Origin of the sequence: Janthinobacterium sp. (assembly GCF_031995485.1) — a bacterium.
Classification (GTDB): Bacteria; Pseudomonadota; Gammaproteobacteria; order Burkholderiales; family Burkholderiaceae_D; genus Janthinobacterium.
Map to the genome: position 1 here is coordinate 59,663 of NZ_DAMAGB010000019.1, position 26,438 is coordinate 86,100.

28 protein-coding genes are annotated in these 26,438 nt (G+C 63.6%); 8 read left to right on the forward strand and 20 right to left on the reverse strand.

From position 1 onward, the window contains the following. The first annotated feature begins 77 nt into the window (after positions 1-77). Positions 78-824, forward strand: coding sequence for a lysophospholipid acyltransferase family protein (locus RTQ46_RS12875; protein ID WP_312437069.1), 747 nt, complete (start codon positions 78-80; stop codon positions 822-824). Here RTQ46_RS12875 and RTQ46_RS12880 read toward each other — a convergent pair. The 7 genes from RTQ46_RS12880 to RTQ46_RS12910 all read right to left on the reverse strand — a co-directional run bounded on the left by RTQ46_RS12880 (position 814) and on the right by RTQ46_RS12910 (position 7,240). Further along, entirely contained in the window at positions 814-1,578 is a 765-nt protein-coding gene (locus RTQ46_RS12880) for an ABC transporter permease (RefSeq protein ID WP_312437070.1), read from the reverse strand. The genes RTQ46_RS12875 and RTQ46_RS12880 overlap by 11 nt on opposite strands. Before the next feature lie 2 nt (positions 1,579-1,580). Next, positions 1,581-2,822 (reverse strand): ABC transporter substrate-binding protein, encoded by a 1,242-nt coding sequence (locus RTQ46_RS12885; RefSeq protein WP_312437071.1) that lies wholly within the window; start codon positions 2,820-2,822, stop codon positions 1,581-1,583. 17 nt (positions 2,823-2,839) lie between these two features. Next, the gene (locus RTQ46_RS12890; protein ID WP_312437072.1) at positions 2,840-3,625 is read right to left on the reverse strand and encodes an ABC transporter ATP-binding protein; all 786 of its coding nucleotides are present in this window, start codon (positions 3,623-3,625) and stop codon (positions 2,840-2,842) included. After that, a complete protein-coding gene (locus tag RTQ46_RS12895; protein ID WP_312437073.1) occupies positions 3,622-4,713 on the reverse strand; it encodes an acyl-CoA dehydrogenase family protein in 1,092 nt (363 codons plus the stop codon). The genes RTQ46_RS12890 and RTQ46_RS12895 overlap by 4 nt, the downstream gene beginning before the upstream one ends. A gap of 13 nt (positions 4,714-4,726) precedes the next feature. Beyond that, positions 4,727-5,281 carry a carboxymuconolactone decarboxylase family protein gene (locus tag RTQ46_RS12900; protein ID WP_312437074.1) on the reverse strand — a complete coding sequence of 185 codons (555 nt, stop codon included), beginning with the start codon at positions 5,279-5,281 and terminating at the stop codon, positions 4,727-4,729. Between the two features lie 118 nt (positions 5,282-5,399). Then, positions 5,400-6,320: an AraC family transcriptional regulator gene (locus tag RTQ46_RS12905; protein WP_312437076.1), complete on the reverse strand. Its 921-nt coding sequence runs from the start codon at positions 6,318-6,320 to the stop codon at positions 5,400-5,402. Positions 6,321-6,400: 80 nt separating this feature from the next. Next, entirely contained in the window at positions 6,401-7,240 is an 840-nt protein-coding gene (locus tag RTQ46_RS12910; protein ID WP_312437077.1) for a symmetrical bis(5'-nucleosyl)-tetraphosphatase, read from the reverse strand. 250 nt (positions 7,241-7,490) lie between these two features. On the opposite strand from RTQ46_RS12910, the gene RTQ46_RS12915 reads away from it, so the two are divergent. From RTQ46_RS12915 to waaA, 6 genes are all read left to right on the forward strand, one after another. Next, on the forward strand, positions 7,491-7,880 hold the full coding sequence (locus RTQ46_RS12915) for a hypothetical protein (RefSeq protein ID WP_312437079.1): 390 nt from the start codon (positions 7,491-7,493) through the stop codon (positions 7,878-7,880). Then, positions 7,862-8,083 carry a hypothetical protein gene (locus RTQ46_RS12920; protein WP_312437081.1) on the forward strand — a complete coding sequence of 74 codons (222 nt, stop codon included), beginning with the start codon at positions 7,862-7,864 and terminating at the stop codon, positions 8,081-8,083. Before RTQ46_RS12915 ends, RTQ46_RS12920 begins: the two co-directional genes overlap by 19 nt. A 282-nt stretch (positions 8,084-8,365) precedes the next feature. Beyond that, complete coding sequence (locus tag RTQ46_RS12925; RefSeq protein WP_312437082.1) at positions 8,366-8,674, forward strand: H-NS histone family protein; 309 nt, start codon at positions 8,366-8,368, stop codon at positions 8,672-8,674. Positions 8,675-8,748: 74 nt separating this feature from the next. Further along, the gene (locus RTQ46_RS12930; protein WP_312437083.1) at positions 8,749-10,131 is read left to right on the forward strand and encodes a phosphomannomutase/phosphoglucomutase; all 1,383 of its coding nucleotides are present in this window, start codon (positions 8,749-8,751) and stop codon (positions 10,129-10,131) included. A 4-nt stretch (positions 10,132-10,135) separates the two neighbouring features. After that, positions 10,136-11,146 carry a lipopolysaccharide heptosyltransferase I gene (waaC, locus tag RTQ46_RS12935; RefSeq protein WP_312437084.1) on the forward strand — a complete coding sequence of 337 codons (1,011 nt, stop codon included), beginning with the start codon at positions 10,136-10,138 and terminating at the stop codon, positions 11,144-11,146. A 21-nt stretch (positions 11,147-11,167) separates the two neighbouring features. Beyond that, positions 11,168-12,445 (forward strand): lipid IV(A) 3-deoxy-D-manno-octulosonic acid transferase, encoded by a 1,278-nt coding sequence (waaA, locus tag RTQ46_RS12940; RefSeq protein WP_312437085.1) that lies wholly within the window; start codon positions 11,168-11,170, stop codon positions 12,443-12,445. A gap of 124 nt (positions 12,446-12,569) precedes the next feature. Here the strand turns inward: waaA and RTQ46_RS12945 are convergent, their stop codons facing one another. From RTQ46_RS12945 to miaB, 11 genes are all read right to left on the reverse strand, one after another. Further along, positions 12,570-13,523 (reverse strand): SprT family zinc-dependent metalloprotease, encoded by a 954-nt coding sequence (locus RTQ46_RS12945; protein ID WP_312437115.1) that lies wholly within the window; start codon positions 13,521-13,523, stop codon positions 12,570-12,572. 44 nt (positions 13,524-13,567) lie between these two features. Further along, the gene (locus RTQ46_RS12950) at positions 13,568-14,308 is read right to left on the reverse strand and encodes a lysophospholipid acyltransferase family protein (protein ID WP_312437086.1); all 741 of its coding nucleotides are present in this window, start codon (positions 14,306-14,308) and stop codon (positions 13,568-13,570) included. A 13-nt stretch (positions 14,309-14,321) separates the two neighbouring features. Then, on the reverse strand, positions 14,322-14,900 hold the full coding sequence (gene gmhB, locus RTQ46_RS12955; protein WP_312437087.1) for a D-glycero-beta-D-manno-heptose 1,7-bisphosphate 7-phosphatase: 579 nt from the start codon (positions 14,898-14,900) through the stop codon (positions 14,322-14,324). 14 nt (positions 14,901-14,914) lie between these two features. Next, on the reverse strand, positions 14,915-17,017 hold the full coding sequence (glyS, locus tag RTQ46_RS12960; protein ID WP_312437088.1) for a glycine--tRNA ligase subunit beta: 2,103 nt from the start codon (positions 17,015-17,017) through the stop codon (positions 14,915-14,917). A 27-nt stretch (positions 17,018-17,044) separates the two neighbouring features. Continuing rightward, positions 17,045-17,977, reverse strand: coding sequence for a glycine--tRNA ligase subunit alpha (gene glyQ, locus RTQ46_RS12965; RefSeq protein ID WP_312437089.1), 933 nt, complete (start codon positions 17,975-17,977; stop codon positions 17,045-17,047). 154 nt (positions 17,978-18,131) lie between these two features. Next, positions 18,132-19,634: an apolipoprotein N-acyltransferase gene (gene lnt / locus RTQ46_RS12970; RefSeq protein WP_312437091.1), complete on the reverse strand. Its 1,503-nt coding sequence runs from the start codon at positions 19,632-19,634 to the stop codon at positions 18,132-18,134. A 79-nt stretch (positions 19,635-19,713) separates the two neighbouring features. Continuing rightward, positions 19,714-20,592 carry a transporter associated domain-containing protein gene (locus RTQ46_RS12975; RefSeq protein WP_312437093.1) on the reverse strand — a complete coding sequence of 293 codons (879 nt, stop codon included), beginning with the start codon at positions 20,590-20,592 and terminating at the stop codon, positions 19,714-19,716. Between the two features lie 149 nt (positions 20,593-20,741). Next, the gene (locus RTQ46_RS12980) at positions 20,742-21,158 is read right to left on the reverse strand and encodes a DUF4259 domain-containing protein (protein WP_312437094.1); all 417 of its coding nucleotides are present in this window, start codon (positions 21,156-21,158) and stop codon (positions 20,742-20,744) included. A 183-nt stretch (positions 21,159-21,341) separates the two neighbouring features. Further along, positions 21,342-21,812: an rRNA maturation RNase YbeY gene (gene ybeY, locus RTQ46_RS12985; protein ID WP_312437096.1), complete on the reverse strand. Its 471-nt coding sequence runs from the start codon at positions 21,810-21,812 to the stop codon at positions 21,342-21,344. Further along, positions 21,796-22,866 (reverse strand): PhoH family protein, encoded by a 1,071-nt coding sequence (locus RTQ46_RS12990; RefSeq protein WP_312437098.1) that lies wholly within the window; start codon positions 22,864-22,866, stop codon positions 21,796-21,798. Before RTQ46_RS12990 ends, ybeY begins: the two co-directional genes overlap by 17 nt. Beyond that, complete coding sequence (gene miaB, locus RTQ46_RS12995; protein WP_312437100.1) at positions 22,863-24,230, reverse strand: tRNA (N6-isopentenyl adenosine(37)-C2)-methylthiotransferase MiaB; 1,368 nt, start codon at positions 24,228-24,230, stop codon at positions 22,863-22,865. The genes RTQ46_RS12990 and miaB overlap by 4 nt, the downstream gene beginning before the upstream one ends. A gap of 552 nt (positions 24,231-24,782) precedes the next feature. Here miaB and RTQ46_RS13000 point away from each other — a divergent pair. Continuing rightward, complete coding sequence (locus RTQ46_RS13000) at positions 24,783-25,109, forward strand: hypothetical protein (protein WP_312437102.1); 327 nt, start codon at positions 24,783-24,785, stop codon at positions 25,107-25,109. 145 nt (positions 25,110-25,254) lie between these two features. On the opposite strand, the gene RTQ46_RS13005 is transcribed toward RTQ46_RS13000, so the two are convergent. Then, the gene (locus tag RTQ46_RS13005) at positions 25,255-26,109 is read right to left on the reverse strand and encodes an HDOD domain-containing protein (protein WP_312437103.1); all 855 of its coding nucleotides are present in this window, start codon (positions 26,107-26,109) and stop codon (positions 25,255-25,257) included. Continuing rightward, positions 26,106-26,438 (reverse strand): hypothetical protein (locus RTQ46_RS13010; RefSeq protein ID WP_312437104.1); only part of this gene is annotated, 333 nt, incomplete at its 5' end. The genes RTQ46_RS13005 and RTQ46_RS13010, both read right to left, overlap by 4 nt.

Genomic DNA, 26,438 nt, shown 5'->3' on the forward strand with positions numbered 1-26,438 from the left:
ACTCCTGTCGGCTTACGCCGGGCCTGGCAGCCCGGCCAAGCCGACCTACGCGGCCTTGCTCTCAACTTTGGTGTGATTTGAAACTTCTGCTTACCTGGCGCCTCGCGCGCGTCGCCATTCACCTGGCCGTCGGCATGACCAAAAGCCTGGTGCTGTTTCCGTGGCTGGACATCGACGGCCGCAACCGGCGCATCCGCGCCTGGTCGCGCCAGCTGCTGGCCATCTGCAATGTCACCGTGGAGGCCTCAAGCAGCCACGCGGCTGCACTCGGCCATGCGCTGGTGGTGGCCAACCATGTGTCGTGGCTCGATATTTTTGTGATCGACGCGGTTCATCCCTGCCGCTTTGTCGCCAAGGCGGAAATCCGCGCGTGGCCGATCCTGGGCTGGCTGGCGGCGCGCGCCGGCACCATTTTCATTTCGCGCGGCAACAAGCGCGACCTGCGCAAGATCTTCCAGGGGCTGGTCGACAAGCTGCAGGACGGCGAACGGATCGGCGTGTTTCCCGAAGGGACCACGGCGGCGCAGGGCAAGCTGCTGCCGTTTCACGCCAATCTGTTCGAGGCGGCCATCGACGCGCAGGCGCCGGTGCAGCCGTATGCCGTGTCGTATGTCGATGCGGCGGGCATGCCGCACGATTCCATCGACTTTATCGGCGAGATGACGTTCGCGCAAAGCATGGTGCGCATCCTGTGCGGCAAGCCGGTCACGGCGCGCCTGGAATGCCTGGCCCCGCTCGACAGCGTGGGCGCGCACCGGCGCGAACTGGCGCTGGCGGCGCATGCCGCCGTCGCCACATCTTTGGGACTGCCGGTTAACGCTTGATATGCAGCCAGCGCGCATGCGCGGCGCGGGCCAGGTAGTCGAGAAGAAAACCAAGTATGCCGATCAGCACGATGGCGGCCATCAGTTCCGAGTACGCCAGCCGGTCGCGCGTGTCGAGGATAAAGTAGCCGAGACCGGCCGACACGCCCAGCATTTCCGCCGGTACCAGCACGATCCAGATAATGCCGATCGCCAGCCGCACGCCGGTCAGGATATCGGCGGTAATGCCCGGCAAAATCACCTTCAAAACGATTTCGCTGCGCGTGGCCGACAGGCTGCGCGCCAGCAGCAGCCAGTTCGGATCGAGCCGCGCCACGCCGGCCGCCGTATTGAGCAGGATCGGCCAGACGGCCGCAAACGCCAGCAGGAAATACACGGGGGCGTCGCCCACGCCCAGCACCATCACGGCAATCGGCATCCACGACAGCGGTGAAATCATGCGCAGCAGCTGGAACAGCGGCATGGCGGCGCCCGAAAAACGCTTCGACATCGCCACCAGCACGCCCAGCGGCACGCCGATCACGATGGCCAGGCCCAGGCCAACGGCGACCCGTTGCAAGCTGAGCGTCACATGCAGCCAGATATCGGCGCCAGCGACCATCTCGCGAAACGCCAGCGCCGTCGGCAGCGGCGCAAACGCGCTGGCGATCGGCGTCGATTTTTCCAGCTGCCACACGCCCAGCGACCACAATAACAGCGCACAGGCCAGCCCCACCAGAGGCAGGCCCAGGCGCATCAACCACGTTCTTGCCATCGTCAGACCGCCACGGTTTCGCTGCGCAGCAAATTGGCCGGCAGGCCGAAGACGGACGGGCCGCCGACGGCGTTGATCGCTTTGCGCACGAAGCGGTCATCGACCAGGTCGCGCGCGGCGAACTTCGGATCGAGGCTGGCCAGGAAACGCGTGTCGCCCTCGACTTTGGTGCGGCCGATCGCGCGCACCAGTTCTTCCGTGTACGAGGCAAACGGATACGGCTGGAAGTCGATGCGGCGCTGCTGCCAGTTCTTGTGCACGATCAGGCCCTGCTTTTCATAGGTGGCGTAATCGGTGGTGGCCAGCACCTTGGTCAGCACCTGCAGCGGATGTGGCGTGTAGCGGTGCTCGCCCACGTTCGACAGCAGCTTGGCCGTGTCGACCTGGTTCGAGCGCGTCCACAGCTGTGCCTTGACGATGGCGTTGGTGACTTTTTGCGCCCACTCGGGGCGGGTGCTGATGTCGCGCTCGGACAAAAAGGTGACGCAGCAGGCGTGGTTCTTCCACACGTCGCCCGAGAAGCGCAATATCTTGCCGATGCCGGCGTTTTCGGCGGCCGCATTGAACGGTTCGGCCACGATATAGCCGGCAATCGCCTTGCTGGCCAGCGCCGACACCATTTCGGCCGGCGCCAGCACGATCAGGTTTACCTCATTCGACTTGATGGTGGCATTGCGCGCGCGCGTGACGGGCGTCAAGCCATTGGCCGACAGAATCTGCTGCAGCAGGATATTGTGGATCGAGTACCAGAACGGGATCGCCACCGTGCGCCCGCCGAGCTCTTGCACCTTGTTGATCTCGTTGGCCACCGTCAGCGCCGAACCGTTGACGTGGTTCCAGGCCACCACCTTGGCGGGGAACTTGGAACCGTAGCGCACCCACAGCGTGGCCGGCGACAGCAGGTGGATCACGTTGACCTGGCCGGCCACGAACGCTTCGATGATCTGCGCCCAGCTGCGAAACAGCCGCGGCGTTTCCGCTTGCAGGCCTTCGGCTTCGAACAGCTTGCGCGCGTGCGCCACCAGCAGCGGCGTCGCATCGGTGATCGGCAGGTAGCCGATCTTGACGGGCTGGTCGTCGCCCTTTGGGCCCTGCTGGGCCATGGCGTCGCCGGCGAACAGCAGCGGCGAGGCGACGCTGGCGGTGGCCAGCGCCGACATGCGCAAAAAGTCGCGCCGCGTCAAGCCGCAGTCGCAGTCGGACGAGGCGCAGATATGCAGGGGATTCTGATTTTGTAAGGACATGCGGATGCTCCGTTCGATTAAAGGGTCGCCATGGATGGTGGTTTTTGCAGCTGCTGCAGGGCGTCGAGGATCTCCATTTTCAGGGCAATGACATCGGCGCTGTGGCCTATTCTCGGCTGGGCGCTACCGACCGTCCATTCGCGCACGATATGGCCGGGTTTGCCGCCCATCAGCAGGATGCGGTCGGCCACCAGGATCGCTTCATCGATATCGTGCGTGACGAGCAGCACGGCGGTATGCCAGCGGTGCACCACTTCGACCAGCAGCGACTGCATTTCGGCGCGCGTGATGGCGTCGAGGGCCGAAAACGGTTCGTCCGCAAACAGCAGTTCCGGTTCGCGTGCCAGCGCGCGCGCCAGCGCCACGCGCTGCGCCATGCCGCCCGACAGCGCCGACGGATACAGTTTTTCGCGGCCCTTCAGACCGACCGCCTCGATCGCCTGCGCCACGCGCGCGGCGTGCGCCTCGCGCGTGAGTTTCGGCTGGTGTTTGAAGCCGAGGCCGAAGCCGGCGTTGCCGCTGACGTTCAGCCACGGCAGCAGGCTGGCCTGCTGGAATACCAGCGCGCTGCGCGGATCGGGCTCGCGCATCGGCGCGCCGAGAAAGTCGATGGTGCCGGCGGACGGCGCCTGCAGGCCGGCCAGCACGCGCAGCAGGCTCGATTTGCCGCAGCCGCTGCCGCCCAGCAGACAGACGATTTCGCGCCTGCGCACGCCCAGCGATATATCGTGAAACACCGGATCGAGGCCGGGATACGCGTAGGAAAGCCCCTGCGCCTGCAATGCCCAGTCGTCCGGCGTCATGCCTGTGCGCCTTGCTTCAAGGCCTGCTGGCTGTCGAACTGCTGCAGCGCCGATTGCAATTGCGTCAGGCTCGGCGTAATGATGGGAATAAAGGCCGATTCGCGCCAGCGGCGGCCAAAGCCCTGCTGCTGCGTGGTCAGATAGGCGCGTCCGCCCATGGCCTGCAGTTCCAGCATCAGCGCCTGCTGCACCAGTTCGGCCAGCTGTATGCGCAGGCGGAACATGGCGGGCGCCTGCTTGACGAAGCGGCCATCGTGTACGCCGGCCAGCAGGGTGGCGGCGGCGATTTCCAGCGTTTCCTTCAGCGCTGCGATGCGCGGCGAGAGGGCGTTGTGCCGGCCTTGCGAGCCCTGCGAAATCCGCGCCGCCTGCGCCAGGCTGGCGCGCGCGAGGCCGATCGACATGCCGCACTGCATGCCCAGAAACGCCGGGCGCACCTGTGGCAGCCAGGCCGGCGCATTGTCGCTGATGATATCGCCCGCCGCAATGCGTACCTGCGTCAGCTTGACGGACGCCGTATTGCTGCCGCGCAGGGCGATCAGGTCCAGGTCCGCATTGCGCTGCACGCCGGCCAGCTGGCTGTCGAACGCGACGACCATGGGCGGCGCGCCGTCATGCGGCGCGACGGCGGCGGCCGCGACGAAACCGGCTTTGCGCAGGTTGGTCACCCACGCCAGCGCGCCATCGGCCAGCAGGCCGTCGCCATCGCGCGCGGCGGTGATTTGCAGCTGCTCGATGCCGGACAAGAATTTCATCGCGTTCGACAGGCCGCTGGCGCCGGCCTGGGTGCCGGCCAGCAGGGCAGGCAGGCGGCGTTCTGCCAGTGCGCGGTTCGGGCTTTGCAGCATGAACTCGATAAAGCAGCGCTGGCCCCAGAAGACAAACGCGGTGGTCAGCGACAGCTCCGCCACTTTGGCGATCGCTTCGATGGCGTCGCGCACGTCGCCGCCACTGCCGCCGTATTCTGTCGGCACGCCGGCGGCCAGCAGCTGGTCGGCGGCCAGCGCCGGCAGCACGCTTTCAGCCAGTTCGTTCGATTCGTCGAGGCGGTCGGCATGCAGGCGCAGCCAGTGCACGAGATTGGGCATCAGGTGTGCCATCTCAGACGGCGCCCGGCAGGTAGGGCGTCAGTTGCGGATTGACCGGCGTGCCGGCCAGGCTGTTGGAAAAATTGCACAGCGTTGCCAGGCTGATGCCCAGCACCACTTCCAGCGCCTGCTGTTCGTTATAGCCGGCCGCCAGGAACGCCTGGTATTCGTCGTCGGCGACGGCGCCGCGCGTGGCGATGACGGCGCTGGCAAAGGCGGCTACCGCATCGAGTTTTGCGTCGCCGGTACCCTGGCCATGCTGCAGCGCGCGCACGGTGTCGGGTGTCTGGCCTGCTTTTTTCAGCGCGATGGCGCTATGGCCGGCAATGCAGAAGTCGCAGCCATGGATGCGCGCGGCCGTGATCTGCACCACTTCGCGCTCCATCAGGCTCAAACTGGCGCGGCTGTTGATGCTTGATACGGTCAGGTAGGTTTCCAGCGCCAGTGGCGCATTGGCCAGCACGCCGATCAGGTTGGGCAAAAAGCCGTTGTTGGCGATCGCCTTTTCCACGAATGGGCGGCTGTCGGCCGGGGCGGTAACTGGTGTGTGCAGTGTCAGTCGGGACATGGGGAGCCTTGCCAGGTTGGTTGGTCACCGTTTGATTATATCGACCCGCTCTGGCGCATAACAGACGCCAACGTCGCCATTTTCTGCTCATTCGTCTGCGATATTGAAATCCTTGACCTCAGTTCGATAGTTGCCGTTGCCGCTGGTCGCGGCGGTAGGCGCCCGGCTGTTCGCCAGTGGCGCGCTTGAAGGCGCGCGTGAAGGCGGCGTGCGAGCGGTAACCCACCAGTTCGGCCACGCGTTCGACCGAGGCGCCGTCATGCAGGCGGCGCGCGGCGATCTTCATGCGCAGCAGGAGCAGGAACTGGGCGGGCGAATGGCCGCTGGCGCTGGCAAAGTGCTTGCAGAAGCTGGCGCGCGACATGCATGCCGCCCTGGCCATGTTTTCGATCGACCAGTCGGCGGCTGGCGATGCCAGCATGCGTTCGAGCAGCGGCGAAAATTCGGGCCGCTGCAGCAGCGACAGCAGGCCGCCGGCCACCTGTTCGCCCTGCGCCACATGGCGGATCAGGTAAAAGAACAGCAGTTCGACCAGCCGCGTGATCAGCGGCGACGGCTGTTCCGGGTCGCCGCCGGCTTCCTGCAGGATCAGGTCGAACAGCGACGCGGCGGCGGCAAAGGCGGGCGCGCCGCCGCGGATCAGCAGATATGGAGGAAACGAGTCGACGATCAGCCTGGAGGCCACGCCATGAAACTGGAAAAAGCCGCAGGCCAGCGCCGTGGCGGCGCCATCTGCCTGTGTGTGCAGCGGCGCCATCGCCTGCGCGCCAACGGGGTGCAAAGGGTCCGCGTGCGGACTGAGAAAATGCGGCAGGTCGCGCAGCAGGAACACGCCGTCGCGCGGACCGAGCGCAATCGGCGCCGTACCCTCGAGATGCAGATAGCAGTGGCCGCCGAGCACCAGGTGAAAACTGCCCAACTCGCGCCCGGCGGTGGAGGCGCGCCAGTGGCCGCAATACTGGCCCACGTGCAGCACGGCGGTATCCAGTTGCAGGCTGTCCAGCAGCCAGCGCGCCAGCTGGTCGGTATCAGGAGTCATCGGGTCGCAAAGGCAAAAGCATGATCATACGGCGCGCGCCGGCCCAGGCCAACGATGAATTCCGAGTAAGCATATGCAGCTTATTTCTTGCCGCCCGCCTGCTGGAAGGTGGGGCAGTCCACCTGGATCAGCGTGCGGTCCTGCAGGCAGACGGCGGACAGTTTGCCGCCCCACACGCAGCCGCTGTCGAGGGCGATCAGGTCAGGCAGCAGCCTCAGTCCCAGCGCCGACCAATGGCCGAAGACCACCGTGCCGCCCGCGCTGTGCCGGCCAGGCACCTCGAACCATGGCATCAGGTTCGAGCCGGCTGGCGCGCTGCCGCTTTCCTTCATCTTGAAGTCCATCACGCCATCGGCCGTGCAAAAGCGCAGCCGCGTCATGGCGTTGATGATGCAGCGCAGGCGGTCGGCGCCGCGCAGCTCGTCGCTCCAGCTGGCTGGCTCGTTGCCGTACATGCTGCGCAAGAAATCGATGCAGCCGTCGCCAGACAACATGCGCGACACTTCATCGCTCAGGGCCAGTGCCTGTTGCACGCTCCATTGCGGCAGCAGGCCGGCATGCACCAGCAGATGGTCCTCATGCCGCAGCGCCAGCGGGCGGCGGCGCAGCCAGTCGATCAAGACATCGCGATCGGGCGCAGCCAGGATATCGGCCAGGGTGTCGGACGCGTGCTCAGGACGGATGCCATTGACGACCGCCAGCAGATGCAGGTCATGGTTGCCCAGCACGCTGTCGGCCAGGCCCTGGCGCGCCAGGCCGGCCACCAGGCGCAGCGTGGCCAGCGAGTCCGGGCCACGGTTGATCAGGTCGCCCGCAAACAGCAGGCGATATGGCTGGTCCGCCGTATCGGCGATGCGTGCGAGGAGTTCCACCGTTTGCGCGTGGCAGCCTTGCAGGTCGCCGATAAAGTAAGTTTTCATGGAGGTCAGGTCGTGTGATGGTGCGCGGGGCGGTATGGAGATGGGGTACATCATGCCTGAAGTCGTGCCTGCCAGTGCGCAAACATGATTTTCTCGGCACCGCTGCCGATAGCGAATTTCTGCTTGTCAAAAGCTGGCAGCATCAAATGGCAAATAGTGTCAGCAATTATGGGATGCATTGCTACTATCGCTCGCCATGCTGAAACGGACATCGCGCAACGTATAATTGATGAAATTATAAGATGAATTTATGTTGCCGTTGCAACGGAATAATATATTTGCGGGTAGTGTATTTGCATGTGCGCTTGAAGATGTTCAAGCGGAACAAGCGGCTGGAAACGCTGCTTTGTGCCTGTCCGGCGCAAGCCGGGAACCATGCTCCATCGCCGCAGATGGGCCAATAATCGATGTACTTCTCGTCGTTGGAAATAGTAATTTACTGATAATTTTTCTTCCGTCGCGCGCTTTGGTCGTATCAGCGCCATTGACACTGTTGATTATCAAACAGGTGCAATTGCATAAATGCGCATTCGATTCGGTTTTTCATGGCGTGCGAAAAGTTCATTCGCATTTCGTTACGCGCATCGGCATCGTCGAAGATTTCGCGGCAAGATCAGTCCCATGGGGCGTTTGTGGCTGACCATGGCTGTCGTCATGCAGGCGTTTTTCCTGATCGAGACGCGCATCGAGCGCATCGCTCGGCTGTTTTCCAGCCGGGCCATTCCATTTATCGGACTCAGCTTGTCCATCACGGTGCTGGCCGTGGCCAGCGTGGTCATGCCCGATGGGATATATTTGCATGGCCTGGATTTTCTGCCGCATCGTGTAATGGATGGCGGGTAAAAAGGAAGCGTACGCTGATACACCGTAATTCCATGACCTCGCCTTATCTGTGGCTGTTTTCCCTGATGGTGGTGATTCCGGCACCGCTGTGGTGGCACCCTGCCTGGTCGCTGATTTGCTGTTCCCTGATATTCATTGCCGTTTATATCTGGTTATATCTGCGGATTATTCGTTTCAAGTCGCCGTGCTGGATGATTGGGAACAAGAAGAATTAATGTGTTTCCGTGTATCGTGTATATTCTACGTTTTTTGTGTAGTACATTAATTTTTGGGAAATAAAGCATGAATTTATCGACATTGAATTTGGCCGAATTGCGCAATCTGGCGGACAAGGTCCGGCAGGAAGTGCAGAACCGCGAACGGCAGGACCTGAACAAGGCACGCGAACAGATCATGGCGATTGCACAAGAGGCCGGGATTCCGCTGAAACAGCTGATCCTCGATGGCCTGCACCCGCGCGCGGGCAAGGTGGCAGTACAGTACCGCAATCCGAATAATGCGAGCGAGCAATGGACTGGCCGTGGCCGCCAGCCGCTGTGGGTCAGGAGCTGGGTGGAATCGGGCAAGTCGATTGATCTGCTGCGCGTATAATTCGGTATACTATTGGCGCAGTGGCAAGTCCGCTGCGCCGATTTGCCACCATCTCCACTCCATACACTCACACCATGCTCCCACTGTCAAAAACGATCTTCAAAGCCTACGATATCCGCGGCATCATTGATAAAACCCTCGACGCCAGCGTGGCAAGAAAGATCGGACAGGCATTCGGCCAGGCGGCGCTGGCCAAGGGTGAACAGCGCGTGGTGATCGGCCGCGACGGCCGCCTGTCCGGTCCGGAATTGGCTGCAGCGCTGGCCCAGGGCCTGCAAGCGGCTGGCGTGGATGTGATCGACCTGGGCGTGGTGGCCACGCCGATGGTGTACTTCGGCACCAATGTGCTCGACACGAAGTCGGGCATCATGGTCACCGGCAGCCACAATCCACCCGACTACAACGGCTTCAAGATGGTGCTGGCCGGCGAAGCGATCCATGGTGAGGCGATCCTGTCGCTGTACCAGAGCATCGTCCACCACGACGGCAGCGAGAGCGCTACGCCTGGCAGCTATGTCACGCACGACATCCGCGCTGCGTATATCGACCGCATCCTGGGCGACGTGAAACTGGCGCGCCCGATCAAGATCGCCGTCGATTGCGGCAACGGTGTGGCCGGTGCGTTTGCGGGCGACCTGTTCCGCGGCATGGGCTGCGACGTGATCGAACTGTTCTGCGAAGTCGATGGCAATTTCCCGAACCACCATCCGGACCCGGCGCATCCTGAAAACCTGCAGGACCTGATCCGCTGCCTGGCCGAGACCGACGCCGAAATCGGCATTGCGTTCGACGGCGATGGCGACCGCCTGGGCGTGGTCACCAAGGATGGCCAGATCATCTACCCTGACCGCCAGATGATGCTGTTCGCGGCCGACGTGCTGACGCGCCATCCGGGCGAACAGATTCTGTACGACGTGAAATGCACGCGCCACCTGGCGCCGTACATCACCAAGCATGGCGGCGTGCCGCTGATGTACAAGACCGGCCACTCGCTGGTGAAAGCCAAGCTGCGTGAAACGGGCGCTCCGCTGGGCGGCGAAATGAGCGGCCATATTTTCTTCAAGGACCGCTGGTACGGTTTCGACGACGGCCTGTATTCGGGCGCGCGCCTGCTGGAAATCCTCACGCGCGAGGCCGATCCGTCCGCGCTGCTGAACTCCCTGCCGCAGTCGGACAGCACGCCCGAGCTGCACCTGGAACTGAAGGAAGGCGAAAATGTCGCGCTGATGGACATGCTGCGCCGCGACGCCGTTTTCCCGGGCAATGAACAGATCATCACCATCGACGGCCTGCGCGTCGAATATGCGGACGGCTTCGGCCTGGCGCGTTCGTCGAACACCACGCCGGTGATCGTGATGCGCTTCGAGGCGGAAACGCCGGAAGCGCTGGCGCGCATCCAGGGGCAGTTCAAGAGCGTGATCCTGGCTGCCAAGCCTGACGCGGTCCTGCCGTTTTAAGACAGTGGCGGGCCAGGCCGGCGCGCGGGCGCCGTTGAAAATCCTGCTGGTGCGCGTCTCCTCGCTGGGCGACGTGCTGCATAACCTGCCGATGGTGGCTGATATCGCGCGCCACTATCCGGACGCCACCATCGACTGGGTGGTGGAAGAGGGTTATACCAGCCTGGTGCGTTTGAACCCGCGCGTCGGCACCATCTTTCCGTTCGCGCTGCGGCGCTGGCGCAAGAGCCTGGGCAAGAAGCAAACGCGCGCCGAAATCGCCGCCTTCTTCCGCACGCTGCGCCAGACTCGCTACGATTACGTCTTCGACACCCAGGGCCTGCTCAAGACCGGCATCATCATGGGTGCGGCGCGCCTGGCGCCCGGCGGCCAGAAGGTGGGTCTCGCCAATGGCAGCGAAGGTTCGGGCTACGAAGGCATATCGCGCATCTTTCATACCAACAGCATTCCCCTCGATCCACGCACCCATGCGGTGGCGCGCGGCCGCCTGGTCGCCGCCGCCGCACTGGGCTATACGGTCGACACGCCGGCCGATTTCGGCCTGCCGGCCGTGTCGGACAGCGAAGCGCGCCCCGGCTGGATGGGCGAGGCGCCGTATGCCGTGTATTTTCACGGCACCGCGCGCGACGCCAAGAAGTGGGCACCGGAAAACTGGATCGCGCTGGGCCATGCGCTGGCGCCAATGACCATCCTGCTGCCGTGGGGCTCGCCGAAGGAAAAGCTGGAAGCCGAACTGCTGGCGGCCAGCCTGCCGAATGCGCGCGTGCTGCCGAAACTGTCGATGAGCGATGCCACGCTGCTGGCGCGCCACGCGGCGCTGGTGATCGGCGTCGACACCGGCCTGACCCATATCGCCGCCGCTTTCGTGCGCCCGACGGTGGAAATCTACGCCGATTCGCCGCGCTGGAAAACCGAGGGCAACTGGTCGCCGAAGATCATCAACCTGGGCGACCAGGGGGCGCCGCCCGGCGTGGCGGAAGTGCTGGCGGCCGTAAAGCAACTCCAGGCAGCCTAGGCTTACTTCAAGGTTCATACAATGCGACTTCTCTATACTCTCGCCTGGTGGCTGGCCCTGCCACTGGTGCTGGCGCGGCTATGGCTGCGCGGCCGCCAGGAACCGGGCTACCGCCAGCACTGGGGCGAACGCCTGGGCTTTTATGGCAGCAAAGCGGCTGACACGCCGCTGACGATCTGGCTGCATGCCGTTTCCGTCGGCGAAACGCGGGCGGCCGAGCCGCTGGTCGACGCGCTGCTGGCCGCATGGCCGGACTGCCGCATCGTGCTGACCCACATGACGCCGACCGGCCGCGCCACCGGCAAAGCGCTGTTTGCGAAACACGGTGCGCGGCTGGTGCAAAGCTATCTGCCGTACGACACGGGGGCCATGCCGGCACGCTTTATCCGCCACTTCGCGCCGAAAATCTGCATCCTGATGGAGACGGAGGTATGGCCGAACCTGATCCACCAATGCAATCGCCACCAGGTGCCGGTGGTGCTGGCCAATGCACGGCTGTCGCAGCGCTCGCTGGCCAAGGCGCAGCGCCTGGGCAAGCTGATCCTCGACGCCGCGCGTGGCATCACGCTGGTGGCGGCGCAGACGCCCGACGATGCGGCCCGCGTGCGCCAGCTGGGCGTGCGCGAGGTGGTGGTGACCGGCAGCATCAAGTTCGACGTGGTGGTTCCCGAGGCGGCGCTGGCCACTGGCGCCCGGCTGCGCAGCGCCATTGGCACGCGCCCGGTGCTGCTGTGCGCCAGCACGCGCGAAGGCGAGGAGGAGCTGATACTCGACGCGTACCAGCGCAGCGGCTTGCCCGCCCATGCGCTGCTGCTGATCGTGCCGCGCCATCCGCAGCGTTTCGACGAAGTGGAAAAACTGGTGGCCTCGCGCGGCCTGGCCGTGCAGCGCAGGTCCGCGCTGCACGGCGATGCAGTGATTTCGCCATCCACGCAGGTGCTGCTGGGCGACTCGATGGGCGAGATGTTTGCCTATTATGCGGCCTGCGACTGTGCCTTCGTTGGCGGCAGCCTACTGCCGCTGGGCGGACAAAACCTGATCGAGCCGGCAGCGCTGGGCAAGCCGGTACTGATCGGGCAGCATACCTTCAATTTTGCGCTGGTGACCGAGCAGGCCATCGCCGCTGGCGGCGCCGTACTGGTGCTGGATGCCGATGCGCTGATGGCGCAGGCCGCATCGCTGCTGCAGGATCCGGTGCGCCTGGCCGACATGGGCGCCAGGGCGCTGGCGTTCGCGGCGCAGCACCGCGGCGCTACGCCGCGCACCATAGCGGCGATCAAACCTTTGCTGCCCGGATGATATAACGACCGTAGGTCGGATTAGCGCTACGCGCGTAATCCGACAACAGTATTGGCGCTGACCGTGGTGGCGTCGGATTACGCTACGCTAATCCGACCTACGCGACCTGCCCGGCCCACGCGGCCTATCCGAATAAAACCGGCAGCTCCTGCGAGCGCTTGCGCAAGGCCTGCTTGGCGCCATCGTAATCGGGATAGATCGATTCCACCGTGGCCCAGAAGCGCGGGCTGTGGTTCATTTCCAGCAGGTGCGACAGTTCGTGCGCCACCACGTAGTCGACCAGCGGCAGGGCGAAGTGGATCAGGCGCCAGTTCAGGCGGATCTTGCGCTGCACGGTGCAGCTGCCCCAGCGCGTGCCGGCCGAGGACAGCGACAGCGAGTCGTAGCGCACGCCCAGTTTCGCCGCATACAGGTCCAGCCGCGCCTCGAACAGCTGGCGCGCTTCGTGCTGGAACCAGGCCTTCACTTTTTCCTTCAGCTGCTGTTCGGTGCCGGCCGGCGTGACCCATACATGGAGCTCATTGGTATCGTGCTGGAAGCTGGCGCTGTGGCGTGGTGCCTGGTGCAGGCGCAGCGTGATCTCGCCGCCCAGGTAGGGCAGCACGGCGCCATCGACCCACACCACGGGTGGGCGCTGCTGGCGCTGTACCTTGCGCTCGCCGCGTTCCTGCAGTTTCGAGATGATCCAGCCCTGCTTGGCGCGGATGGCGTTGTCGATTTCGGCCAGCGTGACGCGCTTGGGGGCGGTCACGCGCAGGCCGTTATCGTCGATCATGAAGCCGATCGAGCGGCGCGTCGAGCGGCGCAGCGCGAATTCCAGCAGATGGGGGCCGAGCTGCAGCTGGCGCAGCGGCGGGCCGTCGGCAGTGCGCGGTGGAGAAGGAAGCGGGGGCAGGGAAGGTGCAGCAGGCGAAACGGGGACGGCAGCGGAGGGATCCAGGGCCACCAGGGGCGGCGCAATCGCTGGTGCAATGGAAGGCGCCGGCGGCGCCGTGGGGCGCGCCACCGGGGGCGGGCTGGTCGAGACGTCATGCGCGAACAAATCCAGTTGCTGGTCGCCGACCTTGATGGTCTTCATCTGCTCGCGCAGGGTCGGCTCCTGGATGACCGCGCTGATGCCGTCTAGCCAGCGTTGTAGGCGTGAGGCGAAATGACGCGCATTTCTGATTCTATCCAATTTTCCACCTGTTGCATCATGCTGTCCGGGGTTTGCCCTTCCGGCGAAATCGGTTTGCCTATCGAGACCGTGATCAATCCCGGCCGCTTGAGAAATGACTGCTTGGGCCAGCACTCGCCCGAATTGTGCGCGATCGGCACCACCACCGCGCCGGTGGCGATCGCCAGGCGCGTGCCGCCGCTCTTGTACTTGCCCACCTGGCCGACCGGAATGCGGGTGCCTTCGGGGAACATGATAATCCATTGGCCATCGGCCAGGCGCCGCTTGCCGTGCGCCACCACGCTCTTGAACGCGTGCTTGCCCTGCTTGCGGTCGATCGGGATCATGCGCAGCAGCGCCATGGCCCAGCCGAAGAACGGAATGTACAGGATCTCCTTCTTGAACACATACACCAGCGGGCGCGGCAGGCTGGGCAGCAGGTAGATGGTTTCCCATGCCGACTGGTGTTTCGACAGCACGATGGCCGGCGCGTCGGGGAAATTCTCGGCGCCCTTGACTTCATAGCGGATGCCGCAAATGACCTTGGCGCACCAGATGATGAATACGTTCCAGCGCGAGGTAAACCAATAGCGCTTGTTATAGCTGAATGGCGCCGCAAAGAAACAGGCGCAGGCCCAGATGATGGTTGCCACGATCATGATCACCATGAACAGCAGGGACCTCAAAAACAGGGAAATATTACGCAATCGCTTCTCCGGATTAAATACTGAATGCCACAGTGGGCGACGGCGCCGCTGTCGCTGGCGCCTTGAGCAGATGGCTGACGACGGCTGCCAGGTCGGCAAAGACCTGGGTGCCGGGAGGCAGCCCGCCCGTTTCATTGGTTTTTTCGCCCTTGCCGGTCAGGACCAGGTAGGGCACGCAGCCGCTGATGAAGCCGGCCTGCAGGTCGCGCAGCGAGTCGCCCACCGTCGGCACGCCTTTCAGGCTGACATTGTAGCGCTGCGAGATCTCGTGGAACATGCCCGGCTTGGGCTTGCGGCAGTCGCAATTGTCGGCGCCAGCGTGCGGGCAGAAGAAGATGGCGTCGATATCGGCGCCCACCTGCTGCGCCAGGGTGTGCATCTTCTGGTGGATCGCGTTGAGCACCGCCATGTCGAAGTATTCGCGCGCGATGCCCGACTGGTTCGAGGCGATCACCACGCGGTAGCCGGCCTGGTTCAGGCGGGCGATCGCTTCGAGCGAGCCGGGGATCGGCAGCCATTCGGCCGGCGACTTGATAAAGTCCGGCGAGTCATGATTGATGACGCCATCACGGTCGAGGATAATCAGTTTCATCGCCGGCGCACCCATTATGCCGCCAGCTTGGAAATGTCGGCCACGCGGTTCATCATGCCATGCAGCGACGACAGCAACGCCAGGCGGTTGTTGCGCAGGGCGACATCCTCGGCCATCACCATCACGTCGTTGAAGAAGCCGTCGACATCGTCGCGCAGCTGCGCCAGCGTCTGCAGGGTGCCGGTGAAGTCGCCCTTGGCAAACGCCGCATCGACTTCCGGCTGCACGCGCGAGACGGCGGCGGCCAGTTTTTTCTCCGCCTCGTCCTGCAGCAGCGCCACGTTGACGCCGCCAGCGGCGACCTGGCTTACCGCTTCCTCGTTCTTTTTCAGGATATTCGTGATGCGCTTGTTGGCGGCGGCCAGCGAGGCGCTTTCCGGCAGCGCGGCAAAGGCCTGCACCGCTTCGAGGCGCTGCACGATGTCGTCCAGGCGGTCCGGGTTTTGCGCGACCACCGCTTCGATCTCGTTCGGCGAAAAACCGCGTTCGCGCAGGATGCCGCGCAGGCGGTCCAGCATGAAGGTGGCCACATCCGCCACCGGGTCCTTGAAGCCGGGAATCGCAGCAAATTGGGCTGCGGCGTCAGCCAGCAGGCCCTGGATCGACAATGGCAGGCGTTTTTCCAGCAGCATGCGCAGCACGCCCAGCGCATGGCGGCGCAGCGCGAACGGGTCCTTGTCGCCGGTCGGCGCGAGACCAATCGACCAGATGCCGACCAGGGTTTCGAGCTTGTCGGCCAGCGCCACGGCGGTGCCGGTGGCGGTCGATGGCAGCGCGTCGCCGGCAAAGCGCGGCTGGTAATGTTCTGAGGCGGCCAGCGCCACCTCTTCCGGCTCGCCGTCATGGCGCGCGTAGTAGGTGCCCATGATGCCTTGCAGCTCGGGGAATTCGCCAACCATATCGGTCAGCAGGTCGGCCTTGGCCAGCAGCGCGCCGCGTTTTGCCAGCTCGACGTCGCCGCCGAGTTTGGCGGCAATCGCGCCGGCCAATGCCGTGACTCTGTCTGTGCGGGCGGCCTGGGTGCCCAGCTTGTTGTGGTAGACCACATTGGCCAGCAGCGGCAGGCGCGACGCCAGTGTTTTCTTCTTGTCCTGCTCGAAGAAGAACTTGGCGTCGGACAGGCGCGGGCGCACCACGCGCTCGTTGCCGCCGATAATGTGCTCGGGCGTGTCGGTGGCGATGTTCGAGACGATCAGAAAGCGCGAGCGCAGCTTGCCATCGGCATCGGTCAGCGCGAAGTATTTCTGGTTGGTCTGCATGGTGAGGATCAGGCATTCCTGCGGCACGGCCAGGAATTCTTCCTCGAAGTGGCACTCGTAGACCACCGGCCATTCGACCAGCGCGGTCACTTCATCGAGCAGCGACTCGGGCATCAGCACCTGGTCGGCGCCGGCTTTTTCCAGCAGCTGGGCGCGGATGGTGGCCTTGCGCTCTTCGACGCTGGCGATCACGCTGGCGTCGAGGATCAAGCTGGCGGCATAGTTTTCCGCATGCTTGATGACGATCGGCTCGCCATTGGTCAGGAAGCGGTGGCCCAGGGTCTCGCGGCCGGCGCTCAAGCCCAAGAGGGTCAGGGGCAGCACATTGATGCCGTGCAGGGCGATCAGGCTGTGGGCCGGGCGCACGAACTGCACCGTGGTGCCGTCCGGACGCTGGTAGCTCATCAGCTTTGGAATCGGCAGCTTGGCAGCCGATTCCTGCAGTGCCGCTTGCGCGCCGGTGGCCAGCGCGCTGCCGGGCGCGGTATGGGTGTAGAAGAAGCTTTCGGCCTTGCCGTCCACGGCGCGTTCCAGGTCCGCCACCGTCAGGTCGGGAAAACCCAGTGCGGCCAGCTTCTTGGCCAGCGGCGCGGTGCCGTTGCCGTTCGCGTCCAGCGCTACCGAGACGGGCAGCACTTTTTCACGGATCGATTTGTCGGGCGAGACCTCGCGCACATTGGTAATCGAGACGGCCAGGCGGCGCGGCGAGGCATAGCTGGTGGCGACGCTGTCCTGTTCCAGGAAGTCGCGCGATTTGAGACCGTTGACGATGCCGGCGGCAAAGGCGGCGCCCAGCTTGGCCAGCGCTTTCGGCGGCAGTTCTTCGGTCAGCAGTTCAATAAGCAGTGTTTGGTTCATGGTGTTCTTGTCTGGTACGGCGTCAAATTAGGCGGCAGGAGCGGCAGCGGCTTCGGTACGTTCGGCGGCAGGCAGCATCGGGAAACCGAGGCGTTCGCGCGAGTCGTAATAGGCCTGCGCGACCAGGCGCGACAGGGTGCGTACGCGGCCGATATAGGCGGCGCGTTCCGTCACCGAAATGGCGCCGCGCGCATCGAGCATATTGAAGCTGTGCGAGGCCTTCATGATTTTTTCGTAGGCCGGCAAGGTCAGTTGCAGCTCGATCAGGCGCTTGGCTTCCGCTTCGTAGTTGCCGAACTGTTCGAACAGCAGGTCGGTGTTGGCGTGCTCGAAGTTGTAGGTCGACTGCTCCACTTCGTTCTGGTGGAACACGTCGCCGTAGGTCAGTTTTTTGGTCGTGCCGTTTTCTTCCCACTCGGTCCAGACCAGGTCATACACGTTTTCCACGCCTTGCAGATACATCGCCAGGCGTTCGATGCCGTAGGTGATTTCGCCGAGTACGGGCTTGCAATCGAGGCCGCCCACCTGCTGGAAGTAGGTGAACTGCGTCACTTCCATGCCGTTCAGCCAGACTTCCCAGCCCAGGCCCCAGGCGCCCAGGGTCGGGCTTTCCCAGTCGTCTTCGACAAAGCGCACGTCATTCTGTTTCAGGTCCAGGCCCAGCGCCGCCAGCGACCCCAGATACAGGTCGAGGATGTTTTCCGGCGCCGGCTTCAATACCACCTGGTACTGGTAGTAGTGCTGCATGCGGTTCGGGTTTTCGCCATAGCGGCCGTCTTTCGGCCGGCGCGACGGCTGCACATATGCGGCGCGCCAGGGCTCCGGGCCGATCGCGCGCAGGAAAGTACCAGTGTGGAACGTACCGGCGCCCACTTCCATGTCGTACGGCTGGAGCAGGGCGCAACCCTGCTTGTCCCAATAGGTTTGCAGGGTCAGGATAATTTGTTGAAATGTGAGCATCGTATGAATTCGCCGCGCGAAAGGCTGCGCGCTGTAAGGGTTTGCTTGAAGCCTGGCCGCGCTTTGCCAGGAAAGCGGGCGGCCAGGCCGGGATTTTGCTAATTTTAGCGGTTTTCAGGGCGCCGCTGTGACTCTTGTGTCAATTACTGCCTGCTCAAACCTTGCGGCCCCGGCGGCCCAGCAGCCAGGCGCCCAGCAGCGACAGGGCCGTCAGGGCCAGCATCAGCTTGTTGCCGTACAGGATATACGGCGTCATGCCGCCCATGCCCTGCACGCTGGCGGCCAGCGTACCCTGCTGTGCCGGCGGCAGCAGCTGGAGCACCACGCCCTTGCCGTCGATGACGGCGGTGGCGCCGGTATTGGTCGAGCGCAGCATCGGGCGGCCCGTTTCCAGGCTGCGCATCTGCGAAATCTGCAAATGCTGCGCAATGGCGATCGAGTCGCCGAACCAGGCCAGGTTCGAGATGTTCAGCAGGACCGACGCCGACTGCTTGCCATGGCGGTGTGCATTGGCCAGCTGGCCGGCGATCTCTTCGCCAAACAGGTCTTCATAGCAGATATTCGGCAGCACCAGCTGGTCGCGCACCTGCAAGGGCGGCTGCACGCGCGCGCCACGGCCCATGTCGCCCAGGGGAATAGCCATCATGGCGACAAACCAGTGCAGGCCGGGCGGCACGAATTCGCCGAATGGCACCAGGTGGTGCTTGCGGTACTGGTAGTAATCGCCCGGCGCCGACGCTGGCGTGATGCCGATCGCCGCATTGTAGAAGCGCTGCTGCTCGTCGAGCACGGGCATGCCGACCAGCAGCGTGCTGCCGCTCTGCTGCGCATAGGTGCCCAGGCTGTCGAGATAACCGGTGGGCAGCTGGTGCGGCAGCACGGTTACAGCCGTTTCCGGCGTGGCGATCAGGTCGGCCGGCGCGGCGGTAATCGCCTGCTGGTACTTCTGCAGCGCACCGAGCACGAAGACGGGATCGAATTTTTCCTGCTGCGGCACATTGCCCTGCAACAGGCGCACCGAGATCGGACGGCCCACCGCATGGGTCCAGTCGATCTGCTGCAGGCCGATGCCGGCGCCGTACAGGGCCAGCACGCCACCCAAGGCGGCCCAGCGCGTGCGATGGGTCAACAGCAGCAGGGCGCCTGCCGACAGCGCCGCCAGCCAGCCCAGGCCATACGAACCGATCACGGGCGCAAAGCCGGCCAGCGGGCTGGCATTGTGGGCGTAGCCGGCGGCCAGCCAGGGAAAGCCCGTAAACAGCCAGCCGCGCGTCCATTCGAACAAAGTCCACATCGAAGGCAGGACCAGCAAGGTCATGGCGGGCAAGGACAAGACCCAGCGTTTGCGCAGCCAGGCGGCTGCGCCCATGGCCAGCGCCACGTAGATGCCCATCAACAGCGCCAGCAGCGCCACGGCGATGACGGCCAGCGGTGCGGCCATGTCGCCATAGCGGTGCAGCGAGATATACAGCCAGTGGGTGCCGGCGCCGCACCAGCCGAAGCCGTAGGCCCAGCCGATGCGCGCGCTGCTTTTCACATCGGTGGTGCGCAGCACCTGGTAGAACAGCACGGCAAAGCTGAGAATTTGCAGCGGCCAGTAGCCGAAGGGAGCGAAAGCCAGCACCGCCATCGCGCCGGCAAGGACGGCGATCAGCATGCGCGACACCGTGCTGCGGGGCGCTCTGGCGGGAGCGTTGGGATCAACGCGTCGGAAACGCATTTACAGCACGCGCATGTCAGAGTTCCAGTTCCGGCACGTCGGGCAGGCGCTCGACCAGCAGCACATGCACCTGGCGCGCGTCGGCGCGCAGCACTTCGAAGCGCAGGTCGCCCAGGTCGAAGATATCGCCCTTGTGCGCCATGCGGCCCAGGTGCTTGGAGACCAGGCCGCCGATGGTGTCGACGTCATCGTCGAGCAGGCGGCAGCCGAGTTCCTGGTTGAACTGGGCGATCTCGGTCAATGCCTTGACGCGCCAGCGCGGGCCGAACTGGCCTTCCTTGAGCGACATGATATTGTCCTCGGCCTCGTCGAAGTCGTATTCGTCCTCGATATCGCCGACGATCTGTTCCAGCACGTCTTCAATCGTGATCAGGCCGGCCACGCCGCTGTATTCATCGACGACGATGGCCATGTGGTTGTGATTGGCGCGGAAGTCGCGCAGCAGCACATTCAGGCGTTTCGATTCGGGGATGAAGATGGGCGGGCGCAGCATCTCGCGTACGTCGAACGACTCTTCCGCGTAATAGCGCAGCAGGTCTTTCGCCAGCAGGATGCCGATGACCTTGTCGCGTTCGCCCTCGATCGCGGGAAAACGCGAGTGGGCGGTCGACAGGACTTCCGGCATCCATTCCTCGATCGGCTTGCTGATGTCGATGACATCCATCTGCGAACGGGGAATCATGATGTCGCGCGCACAGAGATCCGACACCTGGAACACGCCTTCGATCATCGACAGGGCGTCGGCGTCGATCAGCTTGCGTTCATGCGCATCGTGTAGAACATCGAGCAATTCTGCACGGTTCTCTGGCTCGGGGGAAATGAGTGCGGTCAGGCGTTCAAACAGTGACCGGTGGGGCTTGACGTCAGTTCTGACGCCACTAGGATGCTCGGGCATAGGAGGCGTGAGCCGTTGTTGCGAAGGGTTATAGGATACACCAAAAGCGGGGCGATACCGTAATTCACCGCTTTTGATGACACGTTGGTGTGCATTTGCTACGCTTACTGCGCTGTTGCACGACGTTTTACACCTTGTTTACGCTGCCTTTACTGCGCACCCAGCACGCGCAGCCGCAACGCCGCCACATCCTGCTGCCAGTCGTCGAAATGCTCGCTGTCCTGCCACAGCTGGCGCAGCTCCGACGATTGCGCAACGATCTTGTCGAACGCCAGGCGCGCCTTCTCCAGTATCTGCGGCGTGACCTTCTTCTTGCACGCGGCTACCCATTCATCCACTTCTGCCGTGGCCGGATCGGGTGCGCCCGGTTTGCCGAGCAGGCGCGCGATCACGTCGAGTGCGGCCAGCGCCTCGGCGGCGAACGGCGCTTCCAGTTCGTCCTCCTGGCTGTCGATCACGTTGTCGAGCGTGGTCTCGACCAGTTCCAGCGTCTTGTATTCCTGCAGATCCTGCGCCCAATCCATGGCGTAGTCGTTGCCGAAGGCGTCCAGTGCCCAGGTGCCCATATGTGTCCTTTGTTGCGAAATGATGATGGCGCTATTGTGGCATGGTCAGGCAGGTCAGATTAGCGCAGCGTAATCTGGCACTGCTAGGCGGGTGTGGCGTTGGCGCGGAGTGTTGTCGGTCACGCTGGCGGGTGTTGTCGGATGACGGCGTGCCGCCTGATCCGGCCTGCGCCGACCTGCGGTCTATTTCTGGTCCGCGTAGGGATCAGAAATGCCCAGCGTGGCCAGGATTTCCGTTTCCAGGTCTTCCATCTCGGTCGCTTCCTCGTCGTCCAGATGGTCGTAGCCCTGCGCATGCAGCACGCCGTGCACGATCAGGTGGGCCGTGTGCTCTTCCACGCTTTTCTTCTGTTCGGCCGCTTCCTTTTCCAGCACGTCGGTGCACAGGATGATGTCGGCGCGGGTCGGTTCGTCGTCGCTCGGCTCTTCGCCTTCGTTGTAGGCAAACGTCAGCACATTGGTGGCATAGTCCTTTTCGCGGTAGTCGCGGTTCAGCGTGCGGCCTTCCTCCGCGTCGACAAAGCGGATCGTCAGTTCGGCCGGCGCCAGCAGGGCCGCCTTGACCCAGCGCCGGATTTTCGGACGCGTGATCAGGGTGGCCAGGCGGGCATCCGGGTATTGCACGGACAGGGAGAGTTTATTTTTTTCGGACATTTTTAACGGCTGCGGGTTTCAACAAGGGGACGATGGCGGCGTCGGTGTCGGCCGCCTGCGCCGTTTCATACGCATCGACAATGCGCGCCACCAGCGGATGGCGCACCACGTCGGTGCTGTTAAATTGCGTGAAGCCGATGCCGCGCACGTCTCGCAAGACTTGCACGGCGTCGATCAGGCCACTCTTCTGGCTCTTCTGCAGGTCGACCTGGGTGACGTCGCCCGTCACCACGGCCTTGCTGCCAAAGCCAATACGGGTCAAAAACATCTTCATCTGTTCGACCGTGGTGTTCTGCGCCTCGTCGAGGATCACGAAGGCGTGGTTCAGCGTGCGTCCGCGCATATAGGCCAGCGGCGCGATCTCGATCACCTGTTTTTCGAACAGCTTCTGCGTGCGGTCAAAGCCCAGCAGATCGTACAGCGCGTCGTACAGCGGACGCAGATACGGGTCGACCTTCTGCGCCAGGTCGCCCGGCAAAAAGCCCAGGCGCTCGCCCGCTTCGACGGCGGGACGGGTCAGGATGATGCGCTTGACGGCGTCGCGTTCGAGCGCATCGACCGCGCAGGCCACCGCCAGGTAGGTCTTGCCGGTGCCGGCCGGACCGACGCCGAAACTGATGTCGTGTTCGAGGATGCTGCGCAGGTAGGCGATCTGGTGCGGCGTGCGGCCGCGCAGGTCGGAGCGCCGGGTTTTCAGCACCGGGCTGGCGATGTCGGGTTCGACAAAGGTCGGCACCGGTGCGTCAGCCTGGTGCGCATGGTGCTCGGATGCGGCCGACAGGCCGGCGCGCTGTTCCACCAGGGCCAGTTGCACTTCTTCCAGCGGCACGACCTTGTTGGCGATGGCATAGAACTGCTCGAGGATTTCCACGGCGCGCTCGGCGTTGCTGCCGCCGACGATGAATTTTTCGCCGCGGCGGAAGATCGTCACGTCGAGCGCGGCGGAAATCTGGCGCAGGTTTTCATCGAGCGGCCCGCACAGGTGCGCCAGGCGCGTGTTGTCGAGTGGCTCGGGAATAAAATAGTGCGGCTGGATCGGGGCTTTGGTTTTCAACTGGCTCTTTTCAATGCTTGCGCGCCGGCGACAAGTTCGCCGCGCAGGGTGTAGGAATGGCTCTCGGTGATGCGCACGTCGACCAATTGGCCGATCAGGTGCAGCCCATCGGGGCCGGCGTCGAAATTGACCACGCGGTTGTTCTCGGTGCGGCCTTGCAGTTCGCTGTCATTGGTGTCCTTCTTCGAGCGGCCTTCGACCAGGATGGTCTGCACGCTGCCGACCATCGCCAGGCTGTATTTGCGCGTGTTGGCGTCGATCGCCGCCTGCAGCTGCTGCAATCTGGCCAATTTCACTTCATGCGGCGTGTCGTCCTCCAGGCTGGCGGCCGGCGTGCCGGGTCGCTTGCTGAAGATGAAGCTGTAGCTGTTGTCGAAACCGACATCGGCGATCAGTTTCATCATGGCGTCGAAATCGGCCTGCGTCTCGCCCGGAAATCCGACGATGAAGTCCGACGAGATCGCCATGTTCGGGCGCACGGCGCGGATGCGGCGGATGATGGACTTGTATTCCAGGCCCGTGTAGCCGCGCTTCATGGCGCCAAGGATCTTGTCGGCGCCGTGCTGCGCCGGCAGGTACAGGTGGTCGACCAGCTGCGGAATCTTCGCGTAGGCTTCGATCAGGCGCTGCGTGAATTCCTTCGGATGGCTGGTGACGAAGCGCATGCGTTCGATGCCGGGAATGTCGGCCACGTATTCGAGCAGCAGCGCGAAGTCGGCGATCTCGCCGCCTTCCATCACACCGCGGTAGGCGTTCACGTTCTGGCCCAGCAGGGTGATTTCCTTGACGCCCTGCGCCGCCAGGCCCGCCACTTCCGTCAGCACGTCCTCGAAGCGGCGCGATACTTCCTCGCCGCGCGTGTACGGCACCACGCAGTAACTGCAGTATTTGCTGCAGCCTTCCATGATCGACACGAAGGCCGAGGCGCCATCGACCTTGGCCGGCGGCAGATGGTCGAATTTTTCGATTTCCGGAAAGCTGATATCGACCTGCGCGGCGCCGCTCGAGCGGCGCAGTTCCATCATTTGCGGCAGGCGGTGCAGCGTCTGCGGGCCGAATACCATGTCGACATATGGCGCGCGCTTGACGATGGCGTCGCCTTCCTGCGACGCCACGCAGCCGCCCACGCCGATCAGCAGGTTCGGATTGGCCAATTTGAGTTCACGCAGGCGGCCCAGGTCGGAGAACACTTTTTCCTGGGCCTTTTCGCGCACCGAGCAGGTATTGAGCAGGATGACGTCGGCGTCTTCCGGCGTGTCGGTGCGCACCAGGCCATCGGAGGCGCCCAGCACGTCGGCCATCTTGTCCGAGTCGTACTCGTTCATCTGGCAGCCGAAGGTTTTAATGAATACTTTTTTCTGCATGGGGTCAGGCGCTTTAGCGGTAATGGGTACTGGGGTGGGTGCTGCGCAGATCGGGCCGGGACTGCTTGGTCGCAGGGCCACGCGATACGGGGCAGGCAGGGCAGGCAGGCTGCTGGTTCAGGCGGTAGTTTAACGTAATTCGCCGCGCCGGGCCATGCTGTGCTTGCGGTCCAGGCGGCCCGGGATCGATAGGTGCAAAAGCAACCATTGCCCTACGTCACCATTGATTTGTAACAAGTTGCTGCAAATCCTTGTGTGCGACCGCTTACATCCTAATGTGTTGAAATAGCATCGTTATAAAGGCAACCAGCAACTTGATTGATATTTAACAATCGTGGAGGTTGCGCGGCGCACGGATGCTGGGGGTTTGAACTAGTATATTGTCTTATATGCAATTCCTTTGGGTGGCCGATGCGGTGGTCCAGGGTTGCGGCGGGTCGCAGGCAATAGCATGAGGGGAAGGGCAGGCTGGCTGATTTAATTGACGCACTCTAAGCCAGCCTTAAGTTCAGATCGGCATTATTTTCAACATTCACCAGACGAGGAAAAATCATGGCACATCATGCATTAGCATCCCAGGAAAGCTACAACCCCAACCACCTGCTCGACATTTTGCTGAGTAAGATGCAGCTGAAAAACGATGCAGCCCTGTCACGTCTGCTGGAAGTGGCGCCACCGGTGATCAGCAAGATCCGCCACCACCGCTTGCCGGTTGGCGCCTCGCTGCTGATCCGCATGCACGAAGTGACGGGCATGAGCATCCGCGACCTGCGCGACCTGATGGGCGACCGCCGCACCAAGTACCGCCTGTCCGACGCCCAGGGCCGTCCGAAAGCGGAAGAACGCGGTGACGCGCAAGAAAATTACGCGCATCACTGATGTGGCGCCCGGGCGCTGACTGTGTCGCCGGCATCATTGCCGGCGGCAACAGTGCGGCGGTAGGCGGCAGGATGGTAGCAGGCAGTACCGATGACGGCTTTCGCCTTGCGGCGGGAGCCGTTTGTTTTTCAGCCTGCTGCCATCCTCAGTGCAGCAGGGCCGCCGTGATCTCCTCATAGCGCAGCTCCGTCTCGCGGAACAGCTGCAGATACGTTTCCTCGGACAAGCCCAGCGCATTCCATGCCACCAGCGAGACGGGCGGCACCATGTCGTCGCCGGCCTGCGCCAGGTCCAGCGCGCAGACAATGGCGTTGGCCACATGGATCAGTGCCGCCAGGAAGCCGGCACCCGGCGCCTCCGGCGTCAGGTAGTTGCCGATCGCCTGGCGCATGGTGTCGGAAAAATTCCACCGTTCGGCCAACGCCACGCCCGCCTGCACGTGATCGACGCCCAGCACGCTTTGCTCCGCCTCCAGCAGGCTGCAATCGTGTTCGGCGCGGTACGCAATCACCTGTGCGTAATGATCGGGAAAGCTCGATACCAGCACCAGGCGGCCGATATTGTGCAGCAGGCCCGCCGTAAACGCGTAATCCTGGTTGAAGCGGATCTGCCGCGCCAGTACCTTGGCGCAGGCGGCCGTTGCCACCGAGTGACGCCAGAACTGCTTGTCGTCGAAGCCGGCGCAGCGTCCCTCGGGAAAGCAGCCGGTGATCGCCGCCGACATGATCAGGCTGCGGGTGGTCTGGAAACCGAGGTAGGTGATGGCCTGCTGGATGGTGGTGGCCTTGACCTGCAGGCCGTATTGGGACGAGTTCGCCAGGCGCAGGGTCTTGGCCGTCAGCGCCTGGTCGTACGAGACTTTTTTGGCCAGCACTGAAATATCGACGTCTTCCTGGTCGATGCTGTCGAGCAGTTCCATCACCACCACCGGCAGCGACGGCAGGTCGTCCAGGTGGGCGACGATGTCGGCCGCCGTCAGTTGCGTATGGCCGGTGCTCATGCCGGCTCTCCCTGGCCCAGGCGGTAGCTGGTGACATAGCTGTGCAGCATGCTGGTGGCCGCGTCGTCCGGGTTGGCCGGGTCATATTTGCGGAACAGGTAAGCGAGGCGCGCGCGGTGGGCGTCCTGCTGTGCCGCGCGTTCCTGCGGCGACATCTCGGGCGCCCGGATCGGCAGCATGGCGATGCCATGGCGCGGCATCAGCGACAGCATGTTTTCCGTCAGCACCGCGCCTTGCGGCAGCAGCACCTGTCCATGGGCATCGAGCAGCACGTCGGACAAAATCATGCCCGGGCGGACCTGGTCCAGGGGTAAATGGTGATGGGTAAC

What these genes read in the sequence shown, in the direction of transcription:
- RTQ46_RS12945 (WP_312437115.1), bottom strand. Translation starts at nt 13,523, where the DNA reads ATGAAGACCATCAAGGTCGGCGACCAGCAACTGGATTTGTTCGCGCAT.
- RTQ46_RS12890 (WP_312437072.1), bottom strand. Translation starts at nt 3,625, where the DNA reads ATGACGCCGGACGACTGGGCATTGCAGGCGCAGGGGCTTTCCTACGCG.
- RTQ46_RS12915 (WP_312437079.1), top strand. Translation starts at nt 7,491, where the DNA reads ATGTTGCCGTTGCAACGGAATAATATATTTGCGGGTAGTGTATTTGCA.
- glyS (WP_312437088.1), bottom strand. Translation starts at nt 17,017, where the DNA reads ATGAACCAAACACTGCTTATTGAACTGCTGACCGAAGAACTGCCGCCG.
- RTQ46_RS12920 (WP_312437081.1), top strand. Translation starts at nt 7,862, where the DNA reads ATGGGGCGTTTGTGGCTGACCATGGCTGTCGTCATGCAGGCGTTTTTC.
- RTQ46_RS12905 (WP_312437076.1), bottom strand. Translation starts at nt 6,320, where the DNA reads ATGACTCCTGATACCGACCAGCTGGCGCGCTGGCTGCTGGACAGCCTG.
- waaA (WP_312437085.1), top strand. Translation starts at nt 11,168, where the DNA reads ATGCGACTTCTCTATACTCTCGCCTGGTGGCTGGCCCTGCCACTGGTG.
- miaB (WP_312437100.1), bottom strand. Translation starts at nt 24,230, where the DNA reads ATGCAGAAAAAAGTATTCATTAAAACCTTCGGCTGCCAGATGAACGAG.
- gmhB (WP_312437087.1), bottom strand. Translation starts at nt 14,900, where the DNA reads ATGAAACTGATTATCCTCGACCGTGATGGCGTCATCAATCATGACTCG.
- RTQ46_RS12910 (WP_312437077.1), bottom strand. Translation starts at nt 7,240, where the DNA reads ATGAAAACTTACTTTATCGGCGACCTGCAAGGCTGCCACGCGCAAACG.
- RTQ46_RS12975 (WP_312437093.1), bottom strand. Translation starts at nt 20,592, where the DNA reads ATGCCCGAGCATCCTAGTGGCGTCAGAACTGACGTCAAGCCCCACCGG.
- RTQ46_RS12900 (WP_312437074.1), bottom strand. Translation starts at nt 5,281, where the DNA reads ATGTCCCGACTGACACTGCACACACCAGTTACCGCCCCGGCCGACAGC.
- RTQ46_RS12895 (WP_312437073.1), bottom strand. Translation starts at nt 4,713, where the DNA reads ATGCCCAATCTCGTGCACTGGCTGCGCCTGCATGCCGACCGCCTCGAC.
- RTQ46_RS12885 (WP_312437071.1), bottom strand. Translation starts at nt 2,822, where the DNA reads ATGTCCTTACAAAATCAGAATCCCCTGCATATCTGCGCCTCGTCCGAC.
- RTQ46_RS12925 (WP_312437082.1), top strand. Translation starts at nt 8,366, where the DNA reads ATGAATTTATCGACATTGAATTTGGCCGAATTGCGCAATCTGGCGGAC.
- lnt (WP_312437091.1), bottom strand. Translation starts at nt 19,634, where the DNA reads ATGCTGATCGCCGTCCTTGCCGGCGCGATGGCGGTGCTGGCTTTCGCT.
- RTQ46_RS13000 (WP_312437102.1), top strand. Translation starts at nt 24,783, where the DNA reads ATGGCACATCATGCATTAGCATCCCAGGAAAGCTACAACCCCAACCAC.
- RTQ46_RS12930 (WP_312437083.1), top strand. Translation starts at nt 8,749, where the DNA reads ATGCTCCCACTGTCAAAAACGATCTTCAAAGCCTACGATATCCGCGGC.
- RTQ46_RS12980 (WP_312437094.1), bottom strand. Translation starts at nt 21,158, where the DNA reads ATGGGCACCTGGGCACTGGACGCCTTCGGCAACGACTACGCCATGGAT.
- ybeY (WP_312437096.1), bottom strand. Translation starts at nt 21,812, where the DNA reads ATGTCCGAAAAAAATAAACTCTCCCTGTCCGTGCAATACCCGGATGCC.
- RTQ46_RS12880 (WP_312437070.1), bottom strand. Translation starts at nt 1,578, where the DNA reads ATGGCAAGAACGTGGTTGATGCGCCTGGGCCTGCCTCTGGTGGGGCTG.
- glyQ (WP_312437089.1), bottom strand. Translation starts at nt 17,977, where the DNA reads ATGCTCACATTTCAACAAATTATCCTGACCCTGCAAACCTATTGGGAC.
- RTQ46_RS13005 (WP_312437103.1), bottom strand. Translation starts at nt 26,109, where the DNA reads ATGAGCACCGGCCATACGCAACTGACGGCGGCCGACATCGTCGCCCAC.